Below are 20,795 nucleotides of genomic sequence, written 5' to 3'. Positions count from 1 at the left end.
CTTGGTAAGCTTTTACCTTACCAACTAGCTAATGGGACGCGGGCTCATCTCATACCGAAATTCTTTGATTAAGAAATGATGCCATTTCTTAATGTTATCTCGTATTAGCATACCTTTCGGTATGTTATCCGTGTGTATGAGGCAGATTACCCACGCGTTACTCCCCCGTCCGCCGCTAGGACCGAAGTCCTCGCTCGACTTGCATGTGTTAGGCACGCCGCCAGCGTTCATCCTGAGCCAGGATCAAACTCTCATGATAAACTTGGCATTACTTTATAAATAAATGGTGTGTTAATTGACCTACTGTTTAATTTTCAAAGTTCAATTTTGTTTTGCCCTTTTCTTAAGGACAAGTATAACTATATCATCTCATATTATTCTAGTCAACATATTTTTACAAAAAATTATATATTTTGTAAAAACCTCTTTTTTTATGTCGGTTAAATTTCAAAAAAAATACGCTTAACAAAAGTTAAGCGTATCTCATATTTATTTAATTTTTTCATTTAACCAATCAACTGCACTATCTAACTGTTTAGCTTCATCTTTAATCTCTATATTAGGCTTTATTCCTTTTCCATGTATATAACTTCCATTTGGTGTAAAGTATTGAGCTATAGTCAACTTATAACCAGTTCCATCCTTTAATTCTCTTACCGTTTGTACAAGTCCTTTGCCAAAAGTAGTTGTTCCAACTGCTATACCTACTTTATTGTCAACTATTGCTCCAGTTAATATTTCTGAAGCAGAAGCAGACCCTCCATCTATAAGTACTGCAATAGGCAATCCTAGACTTTCTTCATCTGATTTTAAGTATTCTGTGTTTCCTTTGTTATCTTTAGTATATACTATAGTTCCTTTTCCTATTAGCATATCGCCGATTTTATGACATACATCTAATAATCCACCTGGATTACCTCTTAAATCTAACACTAATCCTTTTATGTTTTTTTCTTTTAATCTATTTATATTTTCTTCAAAGTCTTTATCAGTAGTCTCATCAAACGATGTTATTTTTATGTATCCTATAGAATCTTCTAAAACCTCAGATTTAACTGTTTGCAATTTTATTTCTTCTCTCTTTATAGTTACATCAAAATCCTTATCTTTTCTTTTTATACTTAATGTTACGTCCGTTCCTGGTTTTCCCTTTATCAGGTGCGTTGCTTTGTCTAGTTCTTTAGCTGTTACATTTTTTCCGTCTACTTTTATTATTTTATCTCCAGTTTTTATACCTGATTTTGCTGCAGGGGACCCTTCTATAGGAGATATTACGGTTATAAGATCATCTTCTCCAGCACCTATAACTATACCTACACCTGAAAATACACCTGCTGTTTGTTCTTTAAGTTCTTCAAACTCTTCTTCGGTATAATATCGAGAATATGGGTCATTCAATCCCTCAAACATTCCTCTTATCGATCCAGTTAATAGATCATCTTCTTTAGGCTTTTTATAGTAATCCGCTTCTATCATCTGTTTTAATCCAAGCAATTTAGAATAGTTTTTGTACTCTTCATAATTAGATTTAGATACAATTACCTTATTCCCAAACGACAACTGAAAAGTTGATGTAATAAGAGCAGTAATCATAACCAAAACTATTCCATAAATTAAAGCCTTTTTCTTAGATATCATCTAATGCATCTCCTTTTACATAATCTACTATTTAGTATATGTGCTTGGCTCTTTTTTTATTACCTTAAATAGTTTATAGGATTTACATGGCTTCCATTTATTCTAATTTCAAAATGAAGATGAGGGCCTGTAGACCTTCCTGTAGAACCTATCTTTGCTATAACTTGGCCTTTACTTACTCTTTGTCCATTACCAGCTGTAAGTCTAGAATTATGAGCATATAAAGAAACTTTACCGTCATCATGTCGTATCATAATAGTATTTCCATACCCACCTTGAACTCCAGCGAATATAACCGTTCCATTGTCTATAGATACTACATTTGTACCTGTTGGAGCAGGTATATCTATACCCGTATGCATTTTACGAACCTTTAATACAGGATGCATTCTCATTCCATAAGGAGAACTTATTCTAGTATGTCCTTGAACAGGCCAACCATTATTACTAACTATATAGTTATTATTATCCCCTGATGTGATATTATTAACATTTAATATTTCACTTATCTTCTTTTCTATATCATTTTCTTCATTCTCTAACTTAGCCTTTAATTCTCCTAATTGTTTTTTATCTTCTTCTAAATCTACCTTTTTCTTATTTAGGTCATCGCTTAGCAGCTTTATTTCATCTTGTTTTGAAGTCAAGTCTTTCTTTTTTGAATCTAGACTTGCGCTAGCTCTTGCTAATTCTTCAATTATGTTCTTATCGTAAGTTACAATTTCCTTTATACTATATAAATTAGTTAGAAAATCAGATATATTTTCACTTTTAAATAATATTTGTATATATCCTAGTGATAGATTCTTATTACTAGCTCTTAATCTTTTTCCTAATAGTTCATTGTTTTCTTCTATACTTTTTTCTAGTTGTTCTATATCTTTATTTACCTCTTCAATTTCATTGTTTATGCTTTCTAACTTTATATCACTTTCTTGTATAGCTTTTTCTGTATCTTTTATTGTAGTATCTAGTGTCATTATTTCTTCGCTTACGTCTTTTTGTTTTTCTACATTATTTTGTAACTGTGTATTTAAAGACTTTGTGCTTTTTGCATATGTACTAGTTGTACTAATAAAAATTAATACAGCTAGAGTTAAGCATATTTTTTTCATAACTTCCCCCTATTTAATTAATTTTTATACTCTTAGATGCTTTTTAACAGATATAATACTGCCAAATGTTCCTATAACTATACCTATAGTTATAAAAGTTATACTTAATAACCCTATAATATCTGCTGTAGTTAATAACATATTCGGCATAAAGCTATATAAAGCTTTGTTTACCTTATCATACAAATAACTATAGATTGACGACGATATAATTAGTGCTATTAAAGCTCCTAAAACGCCTATAATAATCCCTTCTATTATAAAAGGTGATATTACAAACCAATCACTTGCCCCTATGTACTTCATAATTCCTATTTCTTCTTTTCTACTATAAACTCTAGATTTTATAGTGTTTGATAGTATAACTACACTCACTACTAGTAAGCAAATGATTATACCTATCCCGATTTTTTTCAATGTTTCTGATATTAGTAAAAACTTATTTATAACATCTTGATAATAAGTTATATCTTCTATATCATCATATTTTTTTAATTCATCTGCAACATTTTTTATAAATTTTGGATCCTTTACAGTTACACTAAATGAATTTTGAAGTGGGTTTTCAATTCCTTCTAATAGATTTTTATCTTCTCCCCAGCTTTTTTTCATAGTTTCAAAAGATTTTTCCTTTGTTTCATACCTAATATTTTTAACATTACTTATTGAACTTATTTGTTTATTTAAATCTTCTATATCCTGTTGTCCCATATTATCATTTAAGAAAACCCTTACCTCAGTGATTTGATCTTTTGTAGATAATACAAGTTGGTTTATATTTAAAATTAGCATTAAAACAATACCAAATATAACCAAAGCAGATGTTATAGAACCTATTGATATTGCCGCCATTGTTTTACTAGATACTAACCCTTTAAATCCTTGTTTTATATTATAAATTGCACTATACAATGTTCTCATAAACTCCTCCTTTAGTGTCACGTATAATGCTTCCTTTATGAAGCATTACAACTCTCGTCATAAATTCTTCTAATAAGTTTAGCGCATGAGTAGCCATTACTACAGTTGTTCCTTTTTTATTTATGTCTATTAATATTTTCATAATTTCTCTAGAAGTTTTATAGTCTAAATTCCCTGTACATTCATCTGCAATTAAAATGGCTGGGTTATTGACTATAGCTCTAGCAATTCCGACCCTCTGTGCTTCTCCTCCAGACAATTGGCTTGGATAACAGTTAGATTTATCACTCAGACCTACTAATTCTAAAACCTCAGGAACCCTTATTTTTATATTTTTTGGACTTTGTCCTATAACTCTCATTGCAAATTCTACATTTTCATATACAGTCTTATCATTTAATAATCTAAAGTCCTGAAATACTATTCCTAAATTTCTTCTAAACTTATGTACATTCTTCTTATCCATTGACTTTATATCTTGTCCTAGTATATTTAAACTTCCAGATGTCACATCTTCTTCTTTTAGTAAAAGTTTTAATAGAGTAGATTTACCTGCCCCTGAGTGCCCCACCAAAAAAACAAACTCTCCTGATTCTATATTTAAATCTATATTAGATAATGATTGATTTCCATTTGGATAAACCTTGCTAACATCTTTAAATTTTATCATTTCACCAGCTCCAATCTTAACACCTTATTATAATAAATTTGTTAGTATGATATAATCTTTATAGTAACACGTTAATGATTATACCATATTCAAAGGGGGGATTGACCATATGAAGAAAGAATTTAGAAAAAAAGTACTTGATCTAAGAAATAATCAAGATATAAATTCTGTAAATCACAATTCTAAACTTATAATTCAAAAGTTACTTGATATGGACGAAGTAAAAAAAGCAAAAACAATAATGGCTTACTTAGATTTTAATAATGAAGTAAAAACCGACATATTAATCGATACTCTTATATATTTAGACAAAAAAGTCGTAATTCCTATCACTATTTTAAAAGAAAAAAAACTTATTCCTTCTGAAATAAAAAATCTAGATAGTGAATTAAAAATAGGAACCTTTGGAGTTAGAGAGCCAAAAGAGGAATTTATAAGGCCAGTAGACAATAAAGAGATAGATTTAGTTATAGTTCCTGGAGTTGCATACGACAAGGATGGCTATAGACTAGGTTATGGGGCAGGACTTTATGATAGATTTTTATTAACTCTCCGAGATGATGTTACTACAATAGGTGTAGCATTTGATCTTCAATTATTTGATAATATTCCAAAAGAATCTCACGATGCACAGCTTGATTATATAATTACTGAAAGTAAAATATTAAAAATTACAAAATAGTATATAAACAAGAATAAGGAGCATGGATTTAACCATGCTCCTTATTTTTATTTGTCTTCCTTATCTTCTTTTTCTTTATCTTCCTTATCAAATTTACGATATTTTTCTAATTGTTCATTTACTTTCTTGTCTATTTCATCCATAGTAAGTCCTGTTAATATTTCTAGCCCTTCTTCTATTTTAGATATGGCATATATGTGGAATTTTCCTTCTTTTACAGCTTCTACTACTTCATCTTTTAACATTAAGTTTTTAACATTTTGGATAGGTATCATTGCACCTTGATCTCCAGTAAGACCTTTTAACTTACATACATCAAAAAACCCTTCTATTTTTTCATTTGCTCCACCTATAGGCTGTATTTCTCCTTTTTGACTTACAGAGCCTGTAACAGCTATATGTTGTTTTATTGGCACTTGAGCAATATTTGATATAACAACATATAATTCTGTACTAGATGCACTATCTCCATCTATTCCAGAGTAATTTTGTTCAAATGTTATTGATGTCGATATTGATAAAGGCTTTTCTTTTCCGTATCTTTCTCCTAAATATCCGCTTAATATTAAAACACCTTTATCATGTATACTTCCACTATGCTTAACTTCTCTTTCTACATTTATTATTCCATGTCTTCCTTTATAAGTAGATGCTGTTATCTTAGATGGCTTACCAAAACTATATTCTCCAGTTCCCATAACAGCTAATCCATTTATTTGACCTATTTTTTCTCCACTTATATCTATAAGAAGCGTTCCATCTTCAAACATCTCATTTAATTTTTCTTCATATTTATTATTTCTATATACCTTTTGCTTAATAGCATTTTCTACATCTTCTTTAGTTACATATTCTTTGTTTGAGTCGCTTAATGCATCTGCCTCATATAATATATCTACTATTTTATTAAATCTAGCTGTCAGTTTTTCTTTGTTGTCGCTTACCCTTGAACTGTATTCTATTATTCTTTCAACTGCAGACTTATCAAAGTGTTTTAAATTTTCTTCTTCACAATGGCTAGCTATAAATTGAGCTGTTTTATATAGGTTTTCTTCATTTCTTTCAAGCTCTATATCAAAATCTGCCATAATTTTAAATAAGTTTCTAAAATCTTCATCATGTGTATATAAAATACTATAAGTATAACTATCTCCTATTAATATAACCTTTGTATCTAAATCTATAGGCTCAGGTTTTAAGGTAGAAGTTACTATATATCCATATTGTTTATTCAAAGACTCCATGGCTATTTTTTTTGTTTTTAATGATCTTTTTAATCCTTCCCAAGCAAATGGATGTGAAAATAAATCTCTTACATTTAATATTAAAAATCCACCGTTTGCTTTATGAAGAGCTCCTGGTTTTATTTCCATGAAGCTTGTAGTTAAAGCTCCTATCTCATTTTTGTATTCTATAGATCCTGTTAAGTTATAATAAGTTGGATTCGTTTCTCTAACCACACTAGCACATTTAGTTTCACTATTATCTATAAATAAATTTACTCCATATCTATTAAAAAATTTAGCATCATCTTTTTGTTGGAACATTCCTAATAAAGCCATAGGGCCTTGTTGACCTTGCTGTTCTTGTGATGCTCTAAACTTAGATATATTTTCCACTATGTCATCACTAAGGTCTTTTATATAATTTATTATTTTTTCAAACTTACCATACTTTGCAATTAAGTAGTGAGAATAAAAATCTATTATACTTTTTGCAACAGTTTTATCTAAGTTTTGAACTTTATTTTTATAATCTTCTTCAGTTGCCTTTATTTTGTCTAGATAATCCTTACTATCTTGATTTAACTTCATGGCACTTTCTCTTATAACCATAACTTGTTCTGGAGTTAATTTGCCATACTCAGCTTCTTGCATAACTGTTCCGTCGTCTTTAATAGGAACACTCAAAAGTCCTCTTTCTGTTATTTGATACCTAAATCCTTTAGTTTGAGCAAATTTATTCAATTCTTCTATAATAGCTTCTATGTTTTTTTCTAAATCTTCCATTAAAAATCTGCTGTTTTGCTCATACTCCTTTGAATCAAATACCTTTGGAACTTCTTCTTTGAGTTTTTCTATTATTTCTTCTATGTCTTTTTTAAAATTTTTACCTTCACCAGCTTCTAAATATAATGCTATAGGCTCATTAGTGTTTTTAAAATTATTTACATATACCCAGTCCTTAGTTTGCTTTTCATTTTGAGCTAATTGTTCTATTAACGAACATGTATAACTAGCTCTACCTGTGCCGCTAGCCCCTGCTACAAATATATTGTATCCTTTTTTCTTCATTTTTAGGCCAAAGTTCATAGCTTGTACAGCTCTATCCTGACCTATTATTCCCCTTAGAGGTACTAATTCTTTAGTACTTTTAAAATCAAAATTGCTTAAATTAGATATTTTCTTTAAATCATCAATTTTAACTTTATATTTATCTATATTCAGCATTTAATTCACTCCTAGATTTGTCATTGTTATTAAGATATTTTCTCCTAAATTAGGAAAAATAATAACAAAGTTTCAAAACAATTTATTATAAACAAAAAAGGCCAGCCTATTTAAAACAGGCAAGCCTTTTTGTACTACTTTTTATTTGTATCATCTTGTAAATTAGTATTTAATTCTATTCTATCTGGTAAATCTTTTAAATCAGTTTCTACAACTATGTAAGGATGTGCATCATCTTTATTTTTATAAACAATATTTACTTTCATAACATCCTTTCCTTCATCTTTAGTCATTTGTATTTTTTCTATTTGTATGCCTTGATTAATATCTTTTCCTCTAGTGGCAACAACATATATTTTGTCATCAGTTTTTATAGCCAAGGCCCTTTCTTCATCAGCATATTTTCCCATTACATCTAGTATTTTCTCTGGTATAGCATCTCTTTGAACTATGGTATATTCAACTGCCTTTGCTTCATTAAAAAACATTTTAGGTATAAAAACAAATCCACCTACTACTAAAGCTAAAGCAATCAAACCATAAAGTATGCCCTTGATATTCCATTTTACCTTCATCAAAATCACCCCCTAATTTATCTACTTTAAATATATGAATATTTCGGTGGTAATAGAATAGACAAACAAAAAAACTACTTATTTCTAAATAAGTAGTTTTTCAGTAAATTTTTATAGGTTATTAAGCTTTTTATTATTTATTTTTCTTATATAATCAGCTATGTTATTTATACAAACCAAAGTTGTGATTATACACAACCCAGGAATTATAATTATCCACCATCTATTTCCTAATATTGCATCTTGACCTTGAGATAGCATACTTCCCCAAGAGGCCAACTCTATAGGTATTCCCATTCCTAAAAAACTTAATGTAGATTCCATTATTATTGCACTTATTATATTCATAACACTCATATATACAATAGATGGTAAAAAGTTTGGAATTAGGTGCTTTATAAGTATATGTCTAAAGCTAGCACCCATAATTTTTGCAGCATATATAAATTCTCTATGTTTTAACTCCATTACTTCGCTTCTAACTACCTTTGCCATTGTCATCCAACTAGTTGTTGCTATTACAAAGGCAATACCTAAGAAACCATCTCCTCCAGTTATTGACTGTATAAGTATCATTATTAATATTGATGGTATACTTAGCATTATATCTACAAACCTCATCATCATAGAGTCTATATTTTTTCCTATATATCCACTTACACTTCCATAAATTATCCCTATAAAAGTGGATATAAGAGAAGAAATTAGCCCTATAAGTAGAGAAATTCTTCCTCCATATAATATTCTTGAATATATGTCTCTTCCCATAGCATCCGTCCCGAAAAAATATTGATTGTTTGGATGTTGATATTGGCTAGTTAAGTTCATGTAGGTAGGGTCATTATTAGTTATAAAAGGAGCAAATAAACACCCTAATATTATTATTGATAGTATAGATATAGATACATAAGGTGAATTCTTTATTTTATTATGTATATAACTGTTATCCTTAATTTTATGAATATCCTTAGTTGCTACTTCCTTATCTATTCCAACTAACTCAAATTTATTAGATACTAATTCCATTTATTCACTCATCTCCAAATTTCTCATTCTAGGATCTATAACTTTATTCAAAATATCACATATAAAACTAGATAAAACAACCATAACTCCTGTTATTATACATAAAGCCATAAGTAAGTTATAATCATGAAACTTAGCACTTTCAAAGCTTAAACTTCCAAGTCCAGGATAAGAAAATATATATTCTATTATATATGCACCTGTTAATATATGAGGCAATGACATAGACATTAATGTCGTATATGAAGACATTATATTTCTTATACAATGTTTAAAAACTATTTCATTGTTGGAAAATCCCATTGATTTATATAATAATACATAATCTTCTTTAAGTTCTTCTAATAATTTATTTCTAACAAAAAATGCATAATAGCATATATGCCCAACCACCATTACAAACAATGGCAATATAAGATGAATAAATCTATTTAATATACTTTGTTCATATCCTATATCATATACTCCACCTGAAGGTAGTAATTTTAGATTAACACTAAATATAAGAATTACTATGAGAGATATCCAAAAGGATGGTATACAGTTCATAGCCGTTCCCATATTGCATAAAAGTTTATCTATAAGCTTACCTTCATTCATAGCACATAATATCCCCAAAGCTAAAGCCCCTAAAAATACTATTATAAAGGAACTGCCAGTTAGTATTATGGTATTAACGTATACACCTTCTATAACTTCACTTACAGGCATTTTATATTTATAAGATTCTCCTAAATCTCCTTGAAATGCATTTTTTACCCAGTTTTTATACTGTATTAATAAGGGCTCATCTAGCCCCAGTTCCTCTATAGCAATTTCTCTTTGTTGGTGAGAAAGCCTTTCTGATATATCACCAAAATATGCTCTTAAAGGGTCTCCTGGTGCTAAATGAGATACAGTGAACACTGTAAAAGTTAGTACAAATAATGTTATAACAAGATGTTTAAATTTATTTAATACATACTTAATCATTTTATTTTACATCCCAATCCTCTATATTCCATAATACTCCAACTCCATGGTGTCCTAAAACCTTATTACCATCAATTCCTTTTATGTTAGCTTTAGATACATATATAGAATCTATATACGCTAAAAATGTAAAAGGTAAATCATCGCCCATAGCATCTTGGAATTCTTTATAGTATTTAATTCTATCTTCATTGTTGTCAGTACTTCTAGCCTTTTGCAAAGCTTCATCTACTTTAAAATTTGAATAACCATTTAAGTTCATTCCAGATTCCACTTGGCTGGAATGGAACACTTTATAAGTGTGGTCATCTGGATCAAATGGACTTCCCCATCCAATTAAGAATGTATCTAGATTAGCCCAATCTATATCACTTTGTATATCTACTTTTGCATTAACTCCTATTTCCTTAAAGTTTTGCGAAACAATAGTAGCCATGTCTATTCTAACCTGATCACCATCAAAACAAGTTATATTGAATTCTAATTTTTGATTTCCTTTTTGGTATATACCTTTATCATTAAGCTTCCATCCAGCATCTTCTAATATTTGTTTAGATTTTTGTGGGTTATATTCATACTTCTCTATATTTTCATTATTATATTCACTAAATTGTAAAGGTGAGTAAGCAGCCTCTCCCATTCCCATAAGTACACTGTTTATTATGGCTTTTCTATCTACAGAGTAACTCAAGGCCTTTATAACTTCCTTATTTTCTTTAAACAGAGGTTTATTAAAGTTATACATTACCCCTCTGTAGTCTGATGTTTTAAAATTATATTTAGTAAATTCCTTGTCATTATCAAACATACTTGCATCCTTTGGATCTATTTGAGCTATATCTATTTCACCTGATCTTAATTGCATAGCCTTAGCTTTATCATCAGGTATTATTTTGAATACAACTTCATCTATTTTTGGTATATTTTCATAGTATTCACTATTAGCAGTTAATCTTATATACTGCCCATCTTTCCAATCACTTAACTTATATGCACCTGTTCCTATAGGTTTTTTATTAAATGAATCATTTTGTATATCTTTTCCTTCTAGTAAATGTTTAGGTATTATACCAGTACTTAAATAGTCTAATATAGCTACATTGTGATTTATTAAAGTAATATTTACTGTATACTTATCAACTACTTCTACATTTTTTACATCTTGATAGTTAGAAGATATTTCTGAATTGTTTTTAGATTCTTTTATAGTGTCTATTGTAAATTTAACATCTTCAGCTGTAAATTCTTTTCCATCGTGCCACGCTACATTTTCTTTTAACTTAAATGTGTATGTATAATTAGACTCATCATAAGACCAACTTTGTGCTAAATCAGGAACTACTTTATTGTTTTCATCATGCTTGGTCAGACCTGAAAATATGAGTTTATGTACTTCACCATGTTCATCTAGTGCTGGGTTTATTCTATTGTAATCATTACTTCCATAAGTTAAAGAATTACTACTTAATGATTTTACATCCTCTGTTTGCTTTGTAGAACATCCAACTAATGAAAATAACGACATTGTTGTAATCACTAATACAGATATTAGCTTTTTAAATTTCATTACTAAATCCCCCTTTTAGTTTTTTCCCCTAAATTATTTTAAAATCAAAAAAACCATGAAGTCACAACCCTATATTATATAGGATGTATAAACCTTCATGGTTTAAATTATAAATTTTATTTAATTTTCTATTAATTATATATTATCATAAGATAAAATATTTTACAATATTTTCTTGTTAATTTTTTATCTTTTATTTGATATAGCATCTTTTACTGCCATAGCTATATCTACTGATGTTAATCCATATTTTTTTAATAATTCTTTTGGAGTACCTGATTCACCAAATGTATCTTTTACTCCAACTTTTCTAACAATAACAGGGTATTCTTCACATAACACTTCAGATACAGCAGATCCTAATCCACCTATTACGCTGTGTTCTTCAGCAGTTACTATTGCTCCTGTTTCTTTAGCTGCTTCAATTATTAATTCTCTATCTATAGGTTTTATAGTAGACATATTTATAACTCTAGCATTTATACCTTCGCTTTTTAATATGTCATGTGCTACTATAGCTTCACTAACCATTATACCGCAAGCTATTATAGTTGCATCACTACCATCTCTAACTATAGATCCTTTACCTATTTTAAATTCATAGTTTTCATCAAATATAGTTGGAACTGCTGATCTTCCTAATCTTACATACACAGGACCATTATATTCTGCTACATTGAATATAACCTTTTCTGTTTCAACTCCATCAGCCGGTACTATAACTGTCATATTTGGTATAGCTCTCATTATAGCCATATCTTCAACTGATTGATGAGAAGCTCCATCTTCTCCTACTGTTAATCCTGCATGCGTTGCACATACTTTAACATTTAACTTTGGATAACATGCAGAGTTTCTTATTACTTCAAAGGCTCTCCCAGTTGCAAACATAGCAAACGTACTTGCAAAAGGTATTTTTCCAGCTGCTGCAAATCCACACGCTGCACCTATTAAGTTTTGTTCTGCTATACCCATATTAAAAAATCTCTCTGGATATTGTTTATAAAAATCATTAGTCTTAGTAGACTTTGAAAGGTCTGCATCTAAAACTACTACTTTATTATTTTTTTCACCTAATTTTACTAATGCCTTACCATAAGCTTCTCTTGTAGCTATATTACTCATTATCAGCACCTCCTATTTCTTCTAAAGCCTTTCTAACATCATCATCGCTAGGAGCTGTTCCATGCCATCCAGCAGCGTGTTCCATAAATGATACACCCTTACCTTTTATAGTTTTAGCTATAACCATAGTTGGTTTGCCTACTGTTTCCTTAGCTACATCTAATACAGCAAATATTTGATCAAAGTCGTGTCCATCTATTTCTACTACATTCCATCCGAATGCTTTAAATTTATCTACTATAGGATTTATATTCATAACCTTTTCAGTTTCTCCATCTATTTGAAGACCATTATAATCTAAAAATGCAACTAAATTATCTAATTTATAATGTGCCGCACTCATAGCTGCTTCCCAAACTATACCTTCTTGAACTTCTCCATCTCCTAATAAAGCATATACTCTCCATGGAGCATCATCAAGTTTAGAAGCCATAGCCATACCACAAGCTACTGAAAACCCTTGCCCTAGAGAACCTGTTGACATTTCTACTCCTGGGATTCCTTTCATATCAGGATGTCCTTGTAGCATAGAGTTTATTTTTCTAAGAGAAGTTAACTCAGATTTATCGAAATATCCTTTTTCCGCTAAAGTTGCATATAAAACTGGAGCGGCATGACCCTTAGATAATACAAATCTATCTCTATCATCTTTTTTTGGATTTTTAGGATCAATGTTCATTTCTTCAAAGTACAACGCTGTTAGTATTTCAACAGCAGAAAGAGAACCTCCTGGATGACCAGAGTTTGCGCTATGTATCATAGTTACTATGTTTTCTCTTATTTTACGTGTAGCTACCTTTAGTTCTTTGTAATCTCTCATATAATTACCTCCTATATCTATGCTTTAAAAGGTTTAAATCCCTCTCCTAGAACTTCATGTACAGTATTTACTGTTATAAATGCATATGCATCTATTCTTTTTACTATTTGCTTTACTGAAACTTCCTGATTCCTTCCCACTACAACAAATAGCACATCTTTTTGTTGTTTAGTGTATGCGCCTTTCCCTTCTAACAATGTAACTCCTCTTCCTAATTCATCCATTATTGCTTTACTTATATCATCTGGTTTGTTGGATATTATAAAAAATCCTTTTGAATAGCTAAAGCCTTCTATTATAGCATCTGCAACTCTAACTGATATATATAAAGCTAATGCTGAATAAAGAGCGGTTTCTATATTTTTATCTACTATACCTGCCATTACAACTACCATTGAATCTACAATCATCATAAGTTTCGGAACACTTACACTTGGAAAAAACTTATTCAATATAAGTCCTATAAGGTCTGTTCCTCCTGTAGATCCTTCAATTTTAAATACTAGTCCCAACGCTATTCCCATTATTACGCCTCCAAATATTGAGGCTAATAAAACATCATCCGTAGTTTGTATATTTCCTAATTTTAATGTTGCATTTAAAAAATAAGTTAATAATATTATTCCTAATGCCGTCTTTATGGTACCTTCTTTCCCTAAGAATTTGTATCCTATTAAAAACAAAGGTATGTTTATTACTACATTTATAATCCATAGGGGAGTTCCAATAAGTTTATTCACTACTATTGCAAAACCCGTTAGACCTCCTGGGGCTATTGTATATGGCTCTAAAAACATATTGAGGGATATAGCCATTAAAAACGTTCCCAACAGAATCATGGATAATACATATAAATAATATATAAGTTTATTATTCTTGTCCATATTATTGCTCCTTTTGAACAGTATAGTAAACTTATTTTCCCCAATACTACTTTATTATATCATTATTTTATACAGTTTAGTCAAAAAATGTATGCAAAATATGTCATAAATATAAAAAATTCGCTTTATAACGTATATAAAGCGAATTTTTATATCAATATATATTTTTATATTTATAATAGTTTAAAATCTAAACAAACCTAAACTTACTTGAAGTCCATTATCTACTGCTATCATTATACCTTCATCTAGATTGCCGATTTTTTCTCTAAGTCTTTTTTTATCTATTGTTCTTATCTGTTCTAAAAGAACTACAGAATCTTTATTAAGCCCGTATTCATTAGCACTTATTTCTATATGAGTAGGCAATTTTGCTTTATTAATTTGCGATGTTATAGCAGCTACAATGACAGTTGGACTGTACTTATTACCAATGTCATTTTGGATAATAAGTACTGGTCTAACTCCACCTTGCTCAGATCCAACTACAGGACTTAAATCTGCATAAAATAAATCTCCACGTTTTATTTCCATGTTATGGTTATTAGTACTCACCTTGCGCTATCTTCCCTTCGCAATACTCATTGGAAGATACTTCACTTGTCATACCTAATTCAGCTAATGCCAGGTTTATTTGGCCCATTTCCTTATAACCTTTTATCATAACCTCTTTTAAGTCTGTTTTTTTCTTTTGAGTTATATAAAATTGGAAAGCTGCTTGCGCAAACTCTTCTCTATTTGTATTTTCAGTTTTAACTATTTTGTCTACTTCGCTTACTAAAGAGTCTGGTAAGGTAAACATTACTCTTTCCTTTTCTAAATTGTACACAAAATCGCCTCCCAAGATATAATGACTATCTCTATTTTACCAAATAATTGACTTTTTGTAAAATTACATTTCCTTCCACGTAAATACGTTCTACTCTTCTAGCTATCATACATAACATTTCATAATTTATTGTTCCTAGCTCATTAGCTAGATTTTCTATTTTCTCTTCATAACCTTCCCCAAATATTATAACCTCATCGCCGATTTTTATGTCATGGTTTTGATTTATTTTTATCATACATTGATCCATACAGATTTTTCCTACTACAGGAACCATTTCTCCATTTACTTTAACTTTTACTTTGTCTGTAAGTAACCTAGTAAATCCATCTGCATAACCTATTGGCAAAGTAGCTATTTTTGCTTTTTCTAAAGTTTTATATCTTAAACCGTAACTTATTCCTACATCTGAATCTAGTTCTTTTATATGAGCTACTTTTGTCTTCAAAGTCATTACAGGCTTTAAAGAAAGAGATTCTTTATTTACATGCTCAGAAGGATAATGACCATATAATATAATTCCACATCTTACCATATTAAAATTTAAATCAAAACAATCCATAGTCGCTGCACTATTTGATACATGTTTTATTGGTATATATACATCTCTATTTTCAAGTTCTTTTATAACATAATTAAATTTATCAACTTGTTTATAGGTAAATTCTTTATCCTTTTCATCTGCAACTGCAAAATGTGTATATATACCTTCTATATTTATGTTAGATAATCTAGATATGTTTTGTATGTCATCTACAGAGTTGATATTTGGGAGGAATCCTATCCTTGACATTCCTGTATCTAATTTTATATGAACTGTGCATCGCTTCCCTATTTTTTCACATATCTCATTTAGTTTATACGCTGCCTCATAAGAATATATAGTTATATATATATTATTTTTCACAGCATCTTCTAGAGCATTTTCATCTATATATCCAAGACACAATATAGGTATGAGTATATTGTTTTGTCTTAGTTCAATTGCCTCTTCTAGCCTTGCAACAGCTAGATAGTCAACCCCTTCATTTACTAAGACTTTGGATATTTCTACAGATCCATGGCCATAAGCATTAGCTTTTACTACTCCGCAAATTTTAGCATCTTCCTCAAGTATTTTTTTTATATTACCTAAATTTGATTTTAAATTATCTAAATTTATCTCTGCCCATGTAGGAGCGGTTATTCTACTTAACATTCTTTTGTCCCCCTTATTTGTTGTAATCAAAGTTTTTATATGTCACCGTAAATCTAGCTTTTCCTTCGTCGTCATGGATTTCTAATTTAGAAGGTTTAACACTTTCTTTATCTACGTATAAAACTTGTTTATTGAAATACTTTGAAGAACTTGGTATTGTGGTTTCTAGTACTAAATAATCTCCTTTGAATGCTATGTTTAACTCCTCATTTTCAGATAAGTTTTTAATAAAATCGCCTATAAATAGATATTGATTATCCTTTTCATTGTTTGGTAGCTCTATATAGTCATTTACATTTGGATTTTTGACAAATATTTTTTCTTTGTTATATTTAATAATTTTTCCTTTTAAATTTTCTGGAGATACTATTTCTATTTTATAAGTATCAGGTTTGATATAATTATGTTTCATTATATATTCTTTTGGATTTTTATTTCCTACTACATTTATTTCTGCTATACATGAGTAAGATTTCATCTTTGATATTTGATTCGTAAATTCTTTATACACTTCTTCTTTTGTGGACCTACTGTTATTACAACCTACACTCACAAAACTTATAAGTAAGAGTAGGCTTATAAATATAGTCCACTTATTTTTCACAAAATCCCCCCTATCTTATAATATTTTATTCACTATACATAGATTTTATTATGTCATATCTACAAATTATGCCTTTTAGCTTATTACTTGAGTCTACAACAGGTACTCTATTTACAGATTTTTTTATCATAAGATTTGCTACATCTTCAAAACTATCTTCTTCATTTACTTTTGTAACATTTGTTGACATAAGATCTTCAACCTTATATGATGCTACATCTAATATCTCTTTTTCTACTTTCTTTAAATCCGGGAAATAAATTACCCCCTGTAGTAATGTTATGATAGTAGGCGTATCTATATTCCCTTCTTTTTTGATAATATCAGTTTCAGATATTATCCCTATGACCTTATTATCTTCATCTACTACCGGGACGCCACCTATTCTATTTTGAAGGAGTATCTTTGCTATATCTTGTATTAGACTATCTTTCTTTGCAACTATTACATCACTTGTCATTATATCTTTTGCCTTTTTGCCCATAATAGTTATCTCTCCTTTGTAATTGCTACTGCATTTGCAACAGCATAATTTTTAGAATGGGATATTGATATTAGTATTTCTTTTATTTTTAACTCTTTACATATATTTATTAAATTATTTTTAACATTTACAATTGGCTTCCCTTGATTATCTCTTAAAATTTCTATATCTCTAAAATTATAATTTCTTATTCCTGTTCCTATGGCTTTGCTTACGGCTTCTTTCCCTGCAAAGTTTCCTGATATTGTATTGCTATTTAAGTTTTTCGACTTAAAATACTCAATTTCCTCTTTGGTAAATACTCTATTTAAAAACTTTTCATTTTTATTTATAGCTTCTTTTATTCTATATATTTCTACTATATCAATGCCAATACCATATATGTTCATTTACATTCTCCTCCGAAACTTATTATATGTAAGTATTATATATTTATATGACCATTATTCATACATATATTGAAGATTCGCTACGCTCATGTCTTAAGCGGCATTAAAAGAGTGGTCCGTTGTTCAAAAAAAGACTAGAGAGAACTCTAGTCTTATTTTTGAGAAATATTAATTCTGTTTAAAGCTACTTTTAGCTTAAGCTCTAATTCTTCTATTTTTTGTTTGTCTGTAGTGTTTTTTAATTCATTCTCTGCTTTTTCTTTTGCTTTTCTTGCTCTATCTATATCTATATCTTCTGCCCATTCTGCAGCTTCTGTTAATATAGTAGTTTTTTCTTTATCTACTTGGACAAACCCACCGGCTATAGCAGCCTCTGTAAATTTTCCGTCAAGTTTTATTCTTAACTTTCCAATAGATAACCCTGCGACATAAGGTGTATGATCCTTAAGTATACCTATGTCCCCTTCCGTAGTCCTAACTATAACCATTTCTGCAGTTCCTTTGTAAAATACCTTATCAGGAGTAACTATTTCAAGTCCAAATGGATTTGCCATGGTTATCTACTCTCCCTTTTAGCATTCTCTACCGCTTCATCTATAGTTCCAACAAAAAGGAATGCAGATTCTGGTAAATTGTCATGTTTTCCTTCAAGTATTTCTTTAAATCCTCTTACAGTTTCCTTTATAGGTACATATTTACCTGGGAATCCTGTAAACTGTTCCGCAACGCTGAATGGTTGTGACAAGAATCTTTGTATTTTTCTTGCACGAGAAACAGTTTGCTTATCTTCATCTGATAGTTCATCCATACCTAGTATAGCTATTATATCTTGAAGTTCTTTATATCTTTGAAGTATAGATTGAACACTACGAGCTACTTCATAATGTTCTTTGCCAACTACACTTGGATCTAGTATTCTTGATGTTGACTCTAATGGGTCAACAGCCGGATATATACCTAGAGATGCTATTTGTCTTGATAAAACTGTTTTAGCATCTAAGTGGGCAAATGTAGTAGCTGGAGCAGGGTCTGTTAAGTCATCCGCTGGAACATATACTGCTTGAACAGATGTTATAGATCCCTTTTTAGTTGAAGTTATTCTTTCTTGTAAAGTACCCATTTCCGTTGCAAGTGTTGGTTGGTAACCAACTGCTGATGGTATACGTCCAAGAAGAGCCGAAACTTCTGAACCTGCTTGTGTGAAACGGAATATATTATCTATGAACAATAGAACGTCTTGTCCTTGTTCATCTCTAAAGTGCTCAGCCATAGTAAGTCCAGTTAATGCAACTCTCATTCTCGCTCCAGGTGGCTCATTCATTTGTCCAAATACTAGAGCTGTTTTATCTATAACTCCAGAATCTATCATTTCATGATAAAGGTCATTACCTTCTCTTGTTCTTTCTCCAACACCGGCAAATACTGATATACCACCATGTTGTTTAGCTATATTGTTTATAAGTTCTTGTATAAGAACTGTTTTTCCAACTCCGGCACCGCCGAATAGACCTATTTTACCACCTTTTAAGTAAGGCGCTAATAAATCAACTACCTTTATCCCTGTTTCAAACATTTCTGCAGTAGGTTGTATATCTTCGTAAGCTGGAGCTGGTCTGTGTATAGACATTCTATGAGCGTTTTTAGGTGCTTCCTTAGCATCTACTGGCTCACCTAATACGTTAAATATTCTTCCTAGAGTTTCATTTCCTACCGGAACACTTATAGGTTTACCTGTATCTACTGCTTCTGTACCTCTAACTATACCGTCAGTAGAACTCATCGCTATACATCTAACTGTATCGTCTCCTACGTGCTGTGCAACCTCTGCTACTACTTGTCTATCCCCTTGCTTTATCACTATAGCATTTAGTAGATTAGGTAAGTTTTCTTTATTATCAAACTTAACGTCTAATACCGCACCTATAACCTGAGCTACTTTGCCTACGTTTGTCATCGTCTTACCTCCTTATTTTAGAGCTTCAGATCCCCCAACTATTTCTGATATTTCTTGAGTTATAGCAGATTGTCTTGCTCTATTGTAACTTAATTCTAATTTATCTATCATTTCATCAGCATTATCAGTTGCCGACTCCATAGAAACTCTTCTCGCACCTTGTTCAGAAGCAAACGCTTCTAATATTGATCCGTATATACTTCCTGCTACATACTTAGGTATTATATAATTTAAAACATCTTCAGGAGTAGGCTCATACTCTACTACCCCTGGCGTTCTTGCCTCGTACTGTTTACTAGAATCAAATGTAATTGGAAGAAGCTTTAACATTTTTACTTCTTGTACTAAAGGTGATACAAATTCAGTATAATATACATAAACTTCATCTACATCCCCATTTTTATAAGCATTCATAGCTGCATTTGCTACTTTGCTAGCTTCACCATATCCACTATATTCAACACTATTTACAGTCTCTAGCATATCGTATTCTCTTTTTCTAAAGAATTCCAATGATTTCTTACCTACAGCTATAATTTTTTCTTTCTTGCCTTCCATATGGGCAACTGAAGCTTTTAGTATATTTGAGTTATATCCTCCAGCTAATCCTCTATCTCCAGCTATAACTATATAACATCTATTTTTAACATCTCTTTGATCTAAAAATTCATTTTTTATACCATTTGTATTTGCAGATATATTTATAACGGTATCGTAAAGCGTTGCAAAATATGGTCTTGAATTCTCAGTTCTTTCTTTTGCCTTTCTAAGCTTAGAAGAAGCTACAAGTTCCATAGCTTTTGTTATTTGCTTTGTACTTTCTACACTTTTTATACGTCTTTTGATATCTTTAATTCCTGCTGCCACTTATTCCACCTCCTTATAAAGAGGA

Annotated in this window: 22 protein-coding genes and 1 rRNA gene; 1 reads left to right on the top strand and 22 read right to left on the bottom strand. The window is 30.3% G+C overall.

Going from position 1 to position 20,795, the window contains the following annotated elements; all coding sequences use genetic code 11:
• From BS62_RS06715 to ftsE, 5 genes are all read right to left on the bottom strand, one after another.
• Positions 1 to 259: ribosomal RNA gene (locus tag BS62_RS06715) — 16S ribosomal RNA — on the bottom strand; the annotation flags it as partial.
• 230 nt (positions 260 to 489) lie between these two features.
• Positions 490 to 1,638, bottom strand: coding sequence for a S41 family peptidase (locus BS62_RS06710; RefSeq protein ID WP_496490488.1), 1,149 nt, complete (start codon positions 1,636 to 1,638; stop codon positions 490 to 492).
• A 59-nt stretch (positions 1,639 to 1,697) separates the two neighbouring features.
• On the bottom strand, positions 1,698 to 2,753 hold the full coding sequence (locus tag BS62_RS06705) for a murein hydrolase activator EnvC family protein (RefSeq protein WP_496490487.1): 1,056 nt from the start codon (positions 2,751 to 2,753) through the stop codon (positions 1,698 to 1,700).
• Between the two features lie 24 nt (positions 2,754 to 2,777).
• Complete coding sequence (gene ftsX / locus BS62_RS06700) at positions 2,778 to 3,674, bottom strand: permease-like cell division protein FtsX (RefSeq protein ID WP_496490486.1); 897 nt, start codon at positions 3,672 to 3,674, stop codon at positions 2,778 to 2,780.
• Positions 3,658 to 4,344 carry a cell division ATP-binding protein FtsE gene (ftsE, locus tag BS62_RS06695; protein ID WP_496490485.1) on the bottom strand — a complete coding sequence of 229 codons (687 nt, stop codon included), beginning with the start codon at positions 4,342 to 4,344 and terminating at the stop codon, positions 3,658 to 3,660. The genes ftsX and ftsE overlap by 17 nt, the downstream gene beginning before the upstream one ends.
• A gap of 109 nt (positions 4,345 to 4,453) precedes the next feature.
• On the opposite strand from ftsE, the gene BS62_RS06690 reads away from it, so the two are divergent.
• Positions 4,454 to 5,026, top strand: coding sequence for a 5-formyltetrahydrofolate cyclo-ligase (locus BS62_RS06690; protein ID WP_496490484.1), 573 nt, complete (start codon positions 4,454 to 4,456; stop codon positions 5,024 to 5,026).
• Between the two features lie 47 nt (positions 5,027 to 5,073).
• Here the strand turns inward: BS62_RS06690 and BS62_RS06685 are convergent, their stop codons facing one another.
• The 17 genes from BS62_RS06685 to atpG all read right to left on the bottom strand — a co-directional run bounded on the left by BS62_RS06685 (position 5,074) and on the right by atpG (position 20,770).
• Positions 5,074 to 7,476, bottom strand: a complete 2,403-nt coding sequence (locus BS62_RS06685) for a Lon protease family protein (RefSeq protein ID WP_496490483.1) — start codon at positions 7,474 to 7,476, stop codon at positions 5,074 to 5,076.
• Between the two features lie 134 nt (positions 7,477 to 7,610).
• Entirely contained in the window at positions 7,611 to 8,051 is a 441-nt protein-coding gene (locus BS62_RS06680) for a hypothetical protein (protein WP_496490482.1), read from the bottom strand.
• A 111-nt stretch (positions 8,052 to 8,162) separates the two neighbouring features.
• On the bottom strand, positions 8,163 to 9,077 hold the full coding sequence (locus BS62_RS06675) for an ABC transporter permease (protein ID WP_496490481.1): 915 nt from the start codon (positions 9,075 to 9,077) through the stop codon (positions 8,163 to 8,165).
• Positions 9,078 to 10,049, bottom strand: a complete 972-nt coding sequence (locus BS62_RS06670; RefSeq protein ID WP_496490480.1) for an ABC transporter permease — start codon at positions 10,047 to 10,049, stop codon at positions 9,078 to 9,080.
• A 1-nt stretch (position 10,050) separates the two neighbouring features.
• Positions 10,051 to 11,616 carry an ABC transporter substrate-binding protein gene (locus BS62_RS06665; protein ID WP_496490479.1) on the bottom strand — a complete coding sequence of 522 codons (1,566 nt, stop codon included), beginning with the start codon at positions 11,614 to 11,616 and terminating at the stop codon, positions 10,051 to 10,053.
• 186 nt (positions 11,617 to 11,802) lie between these two features.
• Positions 11,803 to 12,741: a transketolase family protein gene (locus BS62_RS06660; RefSeq protein ID WP_496490478.1), complete on the bottom strand. Its 939-nt coding sequence runs from the start codon at positions 12,739 to 12,741 to the stop codon at positions 11,803 to 11,805.
• Positions 12,734 to 13,561: a transketolase gene (locus BS62_RS06655; RefSeq protein ID WP_496490477.1), complete on the bottom strand. Its 828-nt coding sequence runs from the start codon at positions 13,559 to 13,561 to the stop codon at positions 12,734 to 12,736. Before BS62_RS06655 ends, BS62_RS06660 begins: the two co-directional genes overlap by 8 nt.
• 17 nt (positions 13,562 to 13,578) lie before the next feature.
• A complete protein-coding gene (locus BS62_RS06650) occupies positions 13,579 to 14,445 on the bottom strand; it encodes a YitT family protein (protein ID WP_496490476.1) in 867 nt (288 codons plus the stop codon).
• Between the two features lie 183 nt (positions 14,446 to 14,628).
• Complete coding sequence (locus BS62_RS06645; protein WP_496490490.1) at positions 14,629 to 14,979, bottom strand: type II toxin-antitoxin system PemK/MazF family toxin; 351 nt, start codon at positions 14,977 to 14,979, stop codon at positions 14,629 to 14,631.
• 10 nt (positions 14,980 to 14,989) lie between these two features.
• Positions 14,990 to 15,274, bottom strand: a complete 285-nt coding sequence (locus tag BS62_RS06640) for a CopG family ribbon-helix-helix protein (protein ID WP_496490475.1) — start codon at positions 15,272 to 15,274, stop codon at positions 14,990 to 14,992.
• A 31-nt stretch (positions 15,275 to 15,305) separates the two neighbouring features.
• Positions 15,306 to 16,472, bottom strand: coding sequence for an alanine racemase (alr, locus tag BS62_RS06635; RefSeq protein ID WP_496490474.1), 1,167 nt, complete (start codon positions 16,470 to 16,472; stop codon positions 15,306 to 15,308).
• 13 nt (positions 16,473 to 16,485) lie between these two features.
• Positions 16,486 to 17,076 carry a germination lipoprotein GerS gene (gerS, locus tag BS62_RS06630; protein WP_496490473.1) on the bottom strand — a complete coding sequence of 197 codons (591 nt, stop codon included), beginning with the start codon at positions 17,074 to 17,076 and terminating at the stop codon, positions 16,486 to 16,488.
• Between the two features lie 25 nt (positions 17,077 to 17,101).
• Positions 17,102 to 17,560, bottom strand: coding sequence for a CBS domain-containing protein (locus tag BS62_RS06625; RefSeq protein ID WP_496490472.1), 459 nt, complete (start codon positions 17,558 to 17,560; stop codon positions 17,102 to 17,104).
• Between the two features lie 5 nt (positions 17,561 to 17,565).
• A complete protein-coding gene (acpS, locus tag BS62_RS06620) occupies positions 17,566 to 17,949 on the bottom strand; it encodes a holo-ACP synthase (protein WP_496490471.1) in 384 nt (127 codons plus the stop codon).
• Between the two features lie 152 nt (positions 17,950 to 18,101).
• The gene (locus tag BS62_RS06615; RefSeq protein WP_496490470.1) at positions 18,102 to 18,503 is read right to left on the bottom strand and encodes a F0F1 ATP synthase subunit epsilon; all 402 of its coding nucleotides are present in this window, start codon (positions 18,501 to 18,503) and stop codon (positions 18,102 to 18,104) included.
• A 2-nt stretch (positions 18,504 to 18,505) separates the two neighbouring features.
• Positions 18,506 to 19,903, bottom strand: coding sequence for a F0F1 ATP synthase subunit beta (atpD, locus tag BS62_RS06610; RefSeq protein ID WP_496490469.1), 1,398 nt, complete (start codon positions 19,901 to 19,903; stop codon positions 18,506 to 18,508).
• A 12-nt stretch (positions 19,904 to 19,915) separates the two neighbouring features.
• A complete protein-coding gene (gene atpG / locus BS62_RS06605; RefSeq protein ID WP_496490468.1) occupies positions 19,916 to 20,770 on the bottom strand; it encodes an ATP synthase F1 subunit gamma in 855 nt (284 codons plus the stop codon).
• Positions 20,771 to 20,795 lie beyond the last annotated feature (25 nt).

The sequence above is a fragment of the Sporacetigenium mesophilum DSM 16796 genome (genome assembly GCF_059569055.1).
The sequence above is the reverse complement of the archived record's forward strand: the minus strand, read 5'-3'. Positions and strand labels throughout refer to the sequence as shown.

What these genes read in the sequence shown, in the direction of transcription:
- BS62_RS06710 (WP_496490488.1), bottom strand. Translation starts at nt 1,638, where the DNA reads ATGATATCTAAGAAAAAGGCTTTAATTTATGGAATAGTTTTGGTTATG.
- BS62_RS06705 (WP_496490487.1), bottom strand. Translation starts at nt 2,753, where the DNA reads ATGAAAAAAATATGCTTAACTCTAGCTGTATTAATTTTTATTAGTACA.
- ftsX (WP_496490486.1), bottom strand. Translation starts at nt 3,674, where the DNA reads ATGAGAACATTGTATAGTGCAATTTATAATATAAAACAAGGATTTAAA.
- ftsE (WP_496490485.1), bottom strand. Translation starts at nt 4,344, where the DNA reads ATGATAAAATTTAAAGATGTTAGCAAGGTTTATCCAAATGGAAATCAA.
- BS62_RS06690 (WP_496490484.1), top strand. Translation starts at nt 4,454, where the DNA reads ATGAAGAAAGAATTTAGAAAAAAAGTACTTGATCTAAGAAATAATCAA.
- BS62_RS06685 (WP_496490483.1), bottom strand. Translation starts at nt 7,476, where the DNA reads ATGCTGAATATAGATAAATATAAAGTTAAAATTGATGATTTAAAGAAA.
- BS62_RS06680 (WP_496490482.1), bottom strand. Translation starts at nt 8,051, where the DNA reads ATGAAGGTAAAATGGAATATCAAGGGCATACTTTATGGTTTGATTGCT.
- BS62_RS06675 (WP_496490481.1), bottom strand. Translation starts at nt 9,077, where the DNA reads ATGGAATTAGTATCTAATAAATTTGAGTTAGTTGGAATAGATAAGGAA.
- BS62_RS06670 (WP_496490480.1), bottom strand. Translation starts at nt 10,049, where the DNA reads ATGATTAAGTATGTATTAAATAAATTTAAACATCTTGTTATAACATTA.
- BS62_RS06665 (WP_496490479.1), bottom strand. Translation starts at nt 11,616, where the DNA reads ATGAAATTTAAAAAGCTAATATCTGTATTAGTGATTACAACAATGTCG.
- BS62_RS06660 (WP_496490478.1), bottom strand. Translation starts at nt 12,741, where the DNA reads ATGAGTAATATAGCTACAAGAGAAGCTTATGGTAAGGCATTAGTAAAA.
- BS62_RS06655 (WP_496490477.1), bottom strand. Translation starts at nt 13,561, where the DNA reads ATGAGAGATTACAAAGAACTAAAGGTAGCTACACGTAAAATAAGAGAA.
- BS62_RS06650 (WP_496490476.1), bottom strand. Translation starts at nt 14,445, where the DNA reads ATGGACAAGAATAATAAACTTATATATTATTTATATGTATTATCCATG.
- BS62_RS06645 (WP_496490490.1), bottom strand. Translation starts at nt 14,979, where the DNA reads ATGGAAATAAAACGTGGAGATTTATTTTATGCAGATTTAAGTCCTGTA.
- alr (WP_496490474.1), bottom strand. Translation starts at nt 16,472, where the DNA reads ATGTTAAGTAGAATAACCGCTCCTACATGGGCAGAGATAAATTTAGAT.
- BS62_RS06625 (WP_496490472.1), bottom strand. Translation starts at nt 17,560, where the DNA reads ATGGGCAAAAAGGCAAAAGATATAATGACAAGTGATGTAATAGTTGCA.
- acpS (WP_496490471.1), bottom strand. Translation starts at nt 17,949, where the DNA reads ATGAACATATATGGTATTGGCATTGATATAGTAGAAATATATAGAATA.
- BS62_RS06615 (WP_496490470.1), bottom strand. Translation starts at nt 18,503, where the DNA reads ATGGCAAATCCATTTGGACTTGAAATAGTTACTCCTGATAAGGTATTT.
- atpD (WP_496490469.1), bottom strand. Translation starts at nt 19,903, where the DNA reads ATGACAAACGTAGGCAAAGTAGCTCAGGTTATAGGTGCGGTATTAGAC.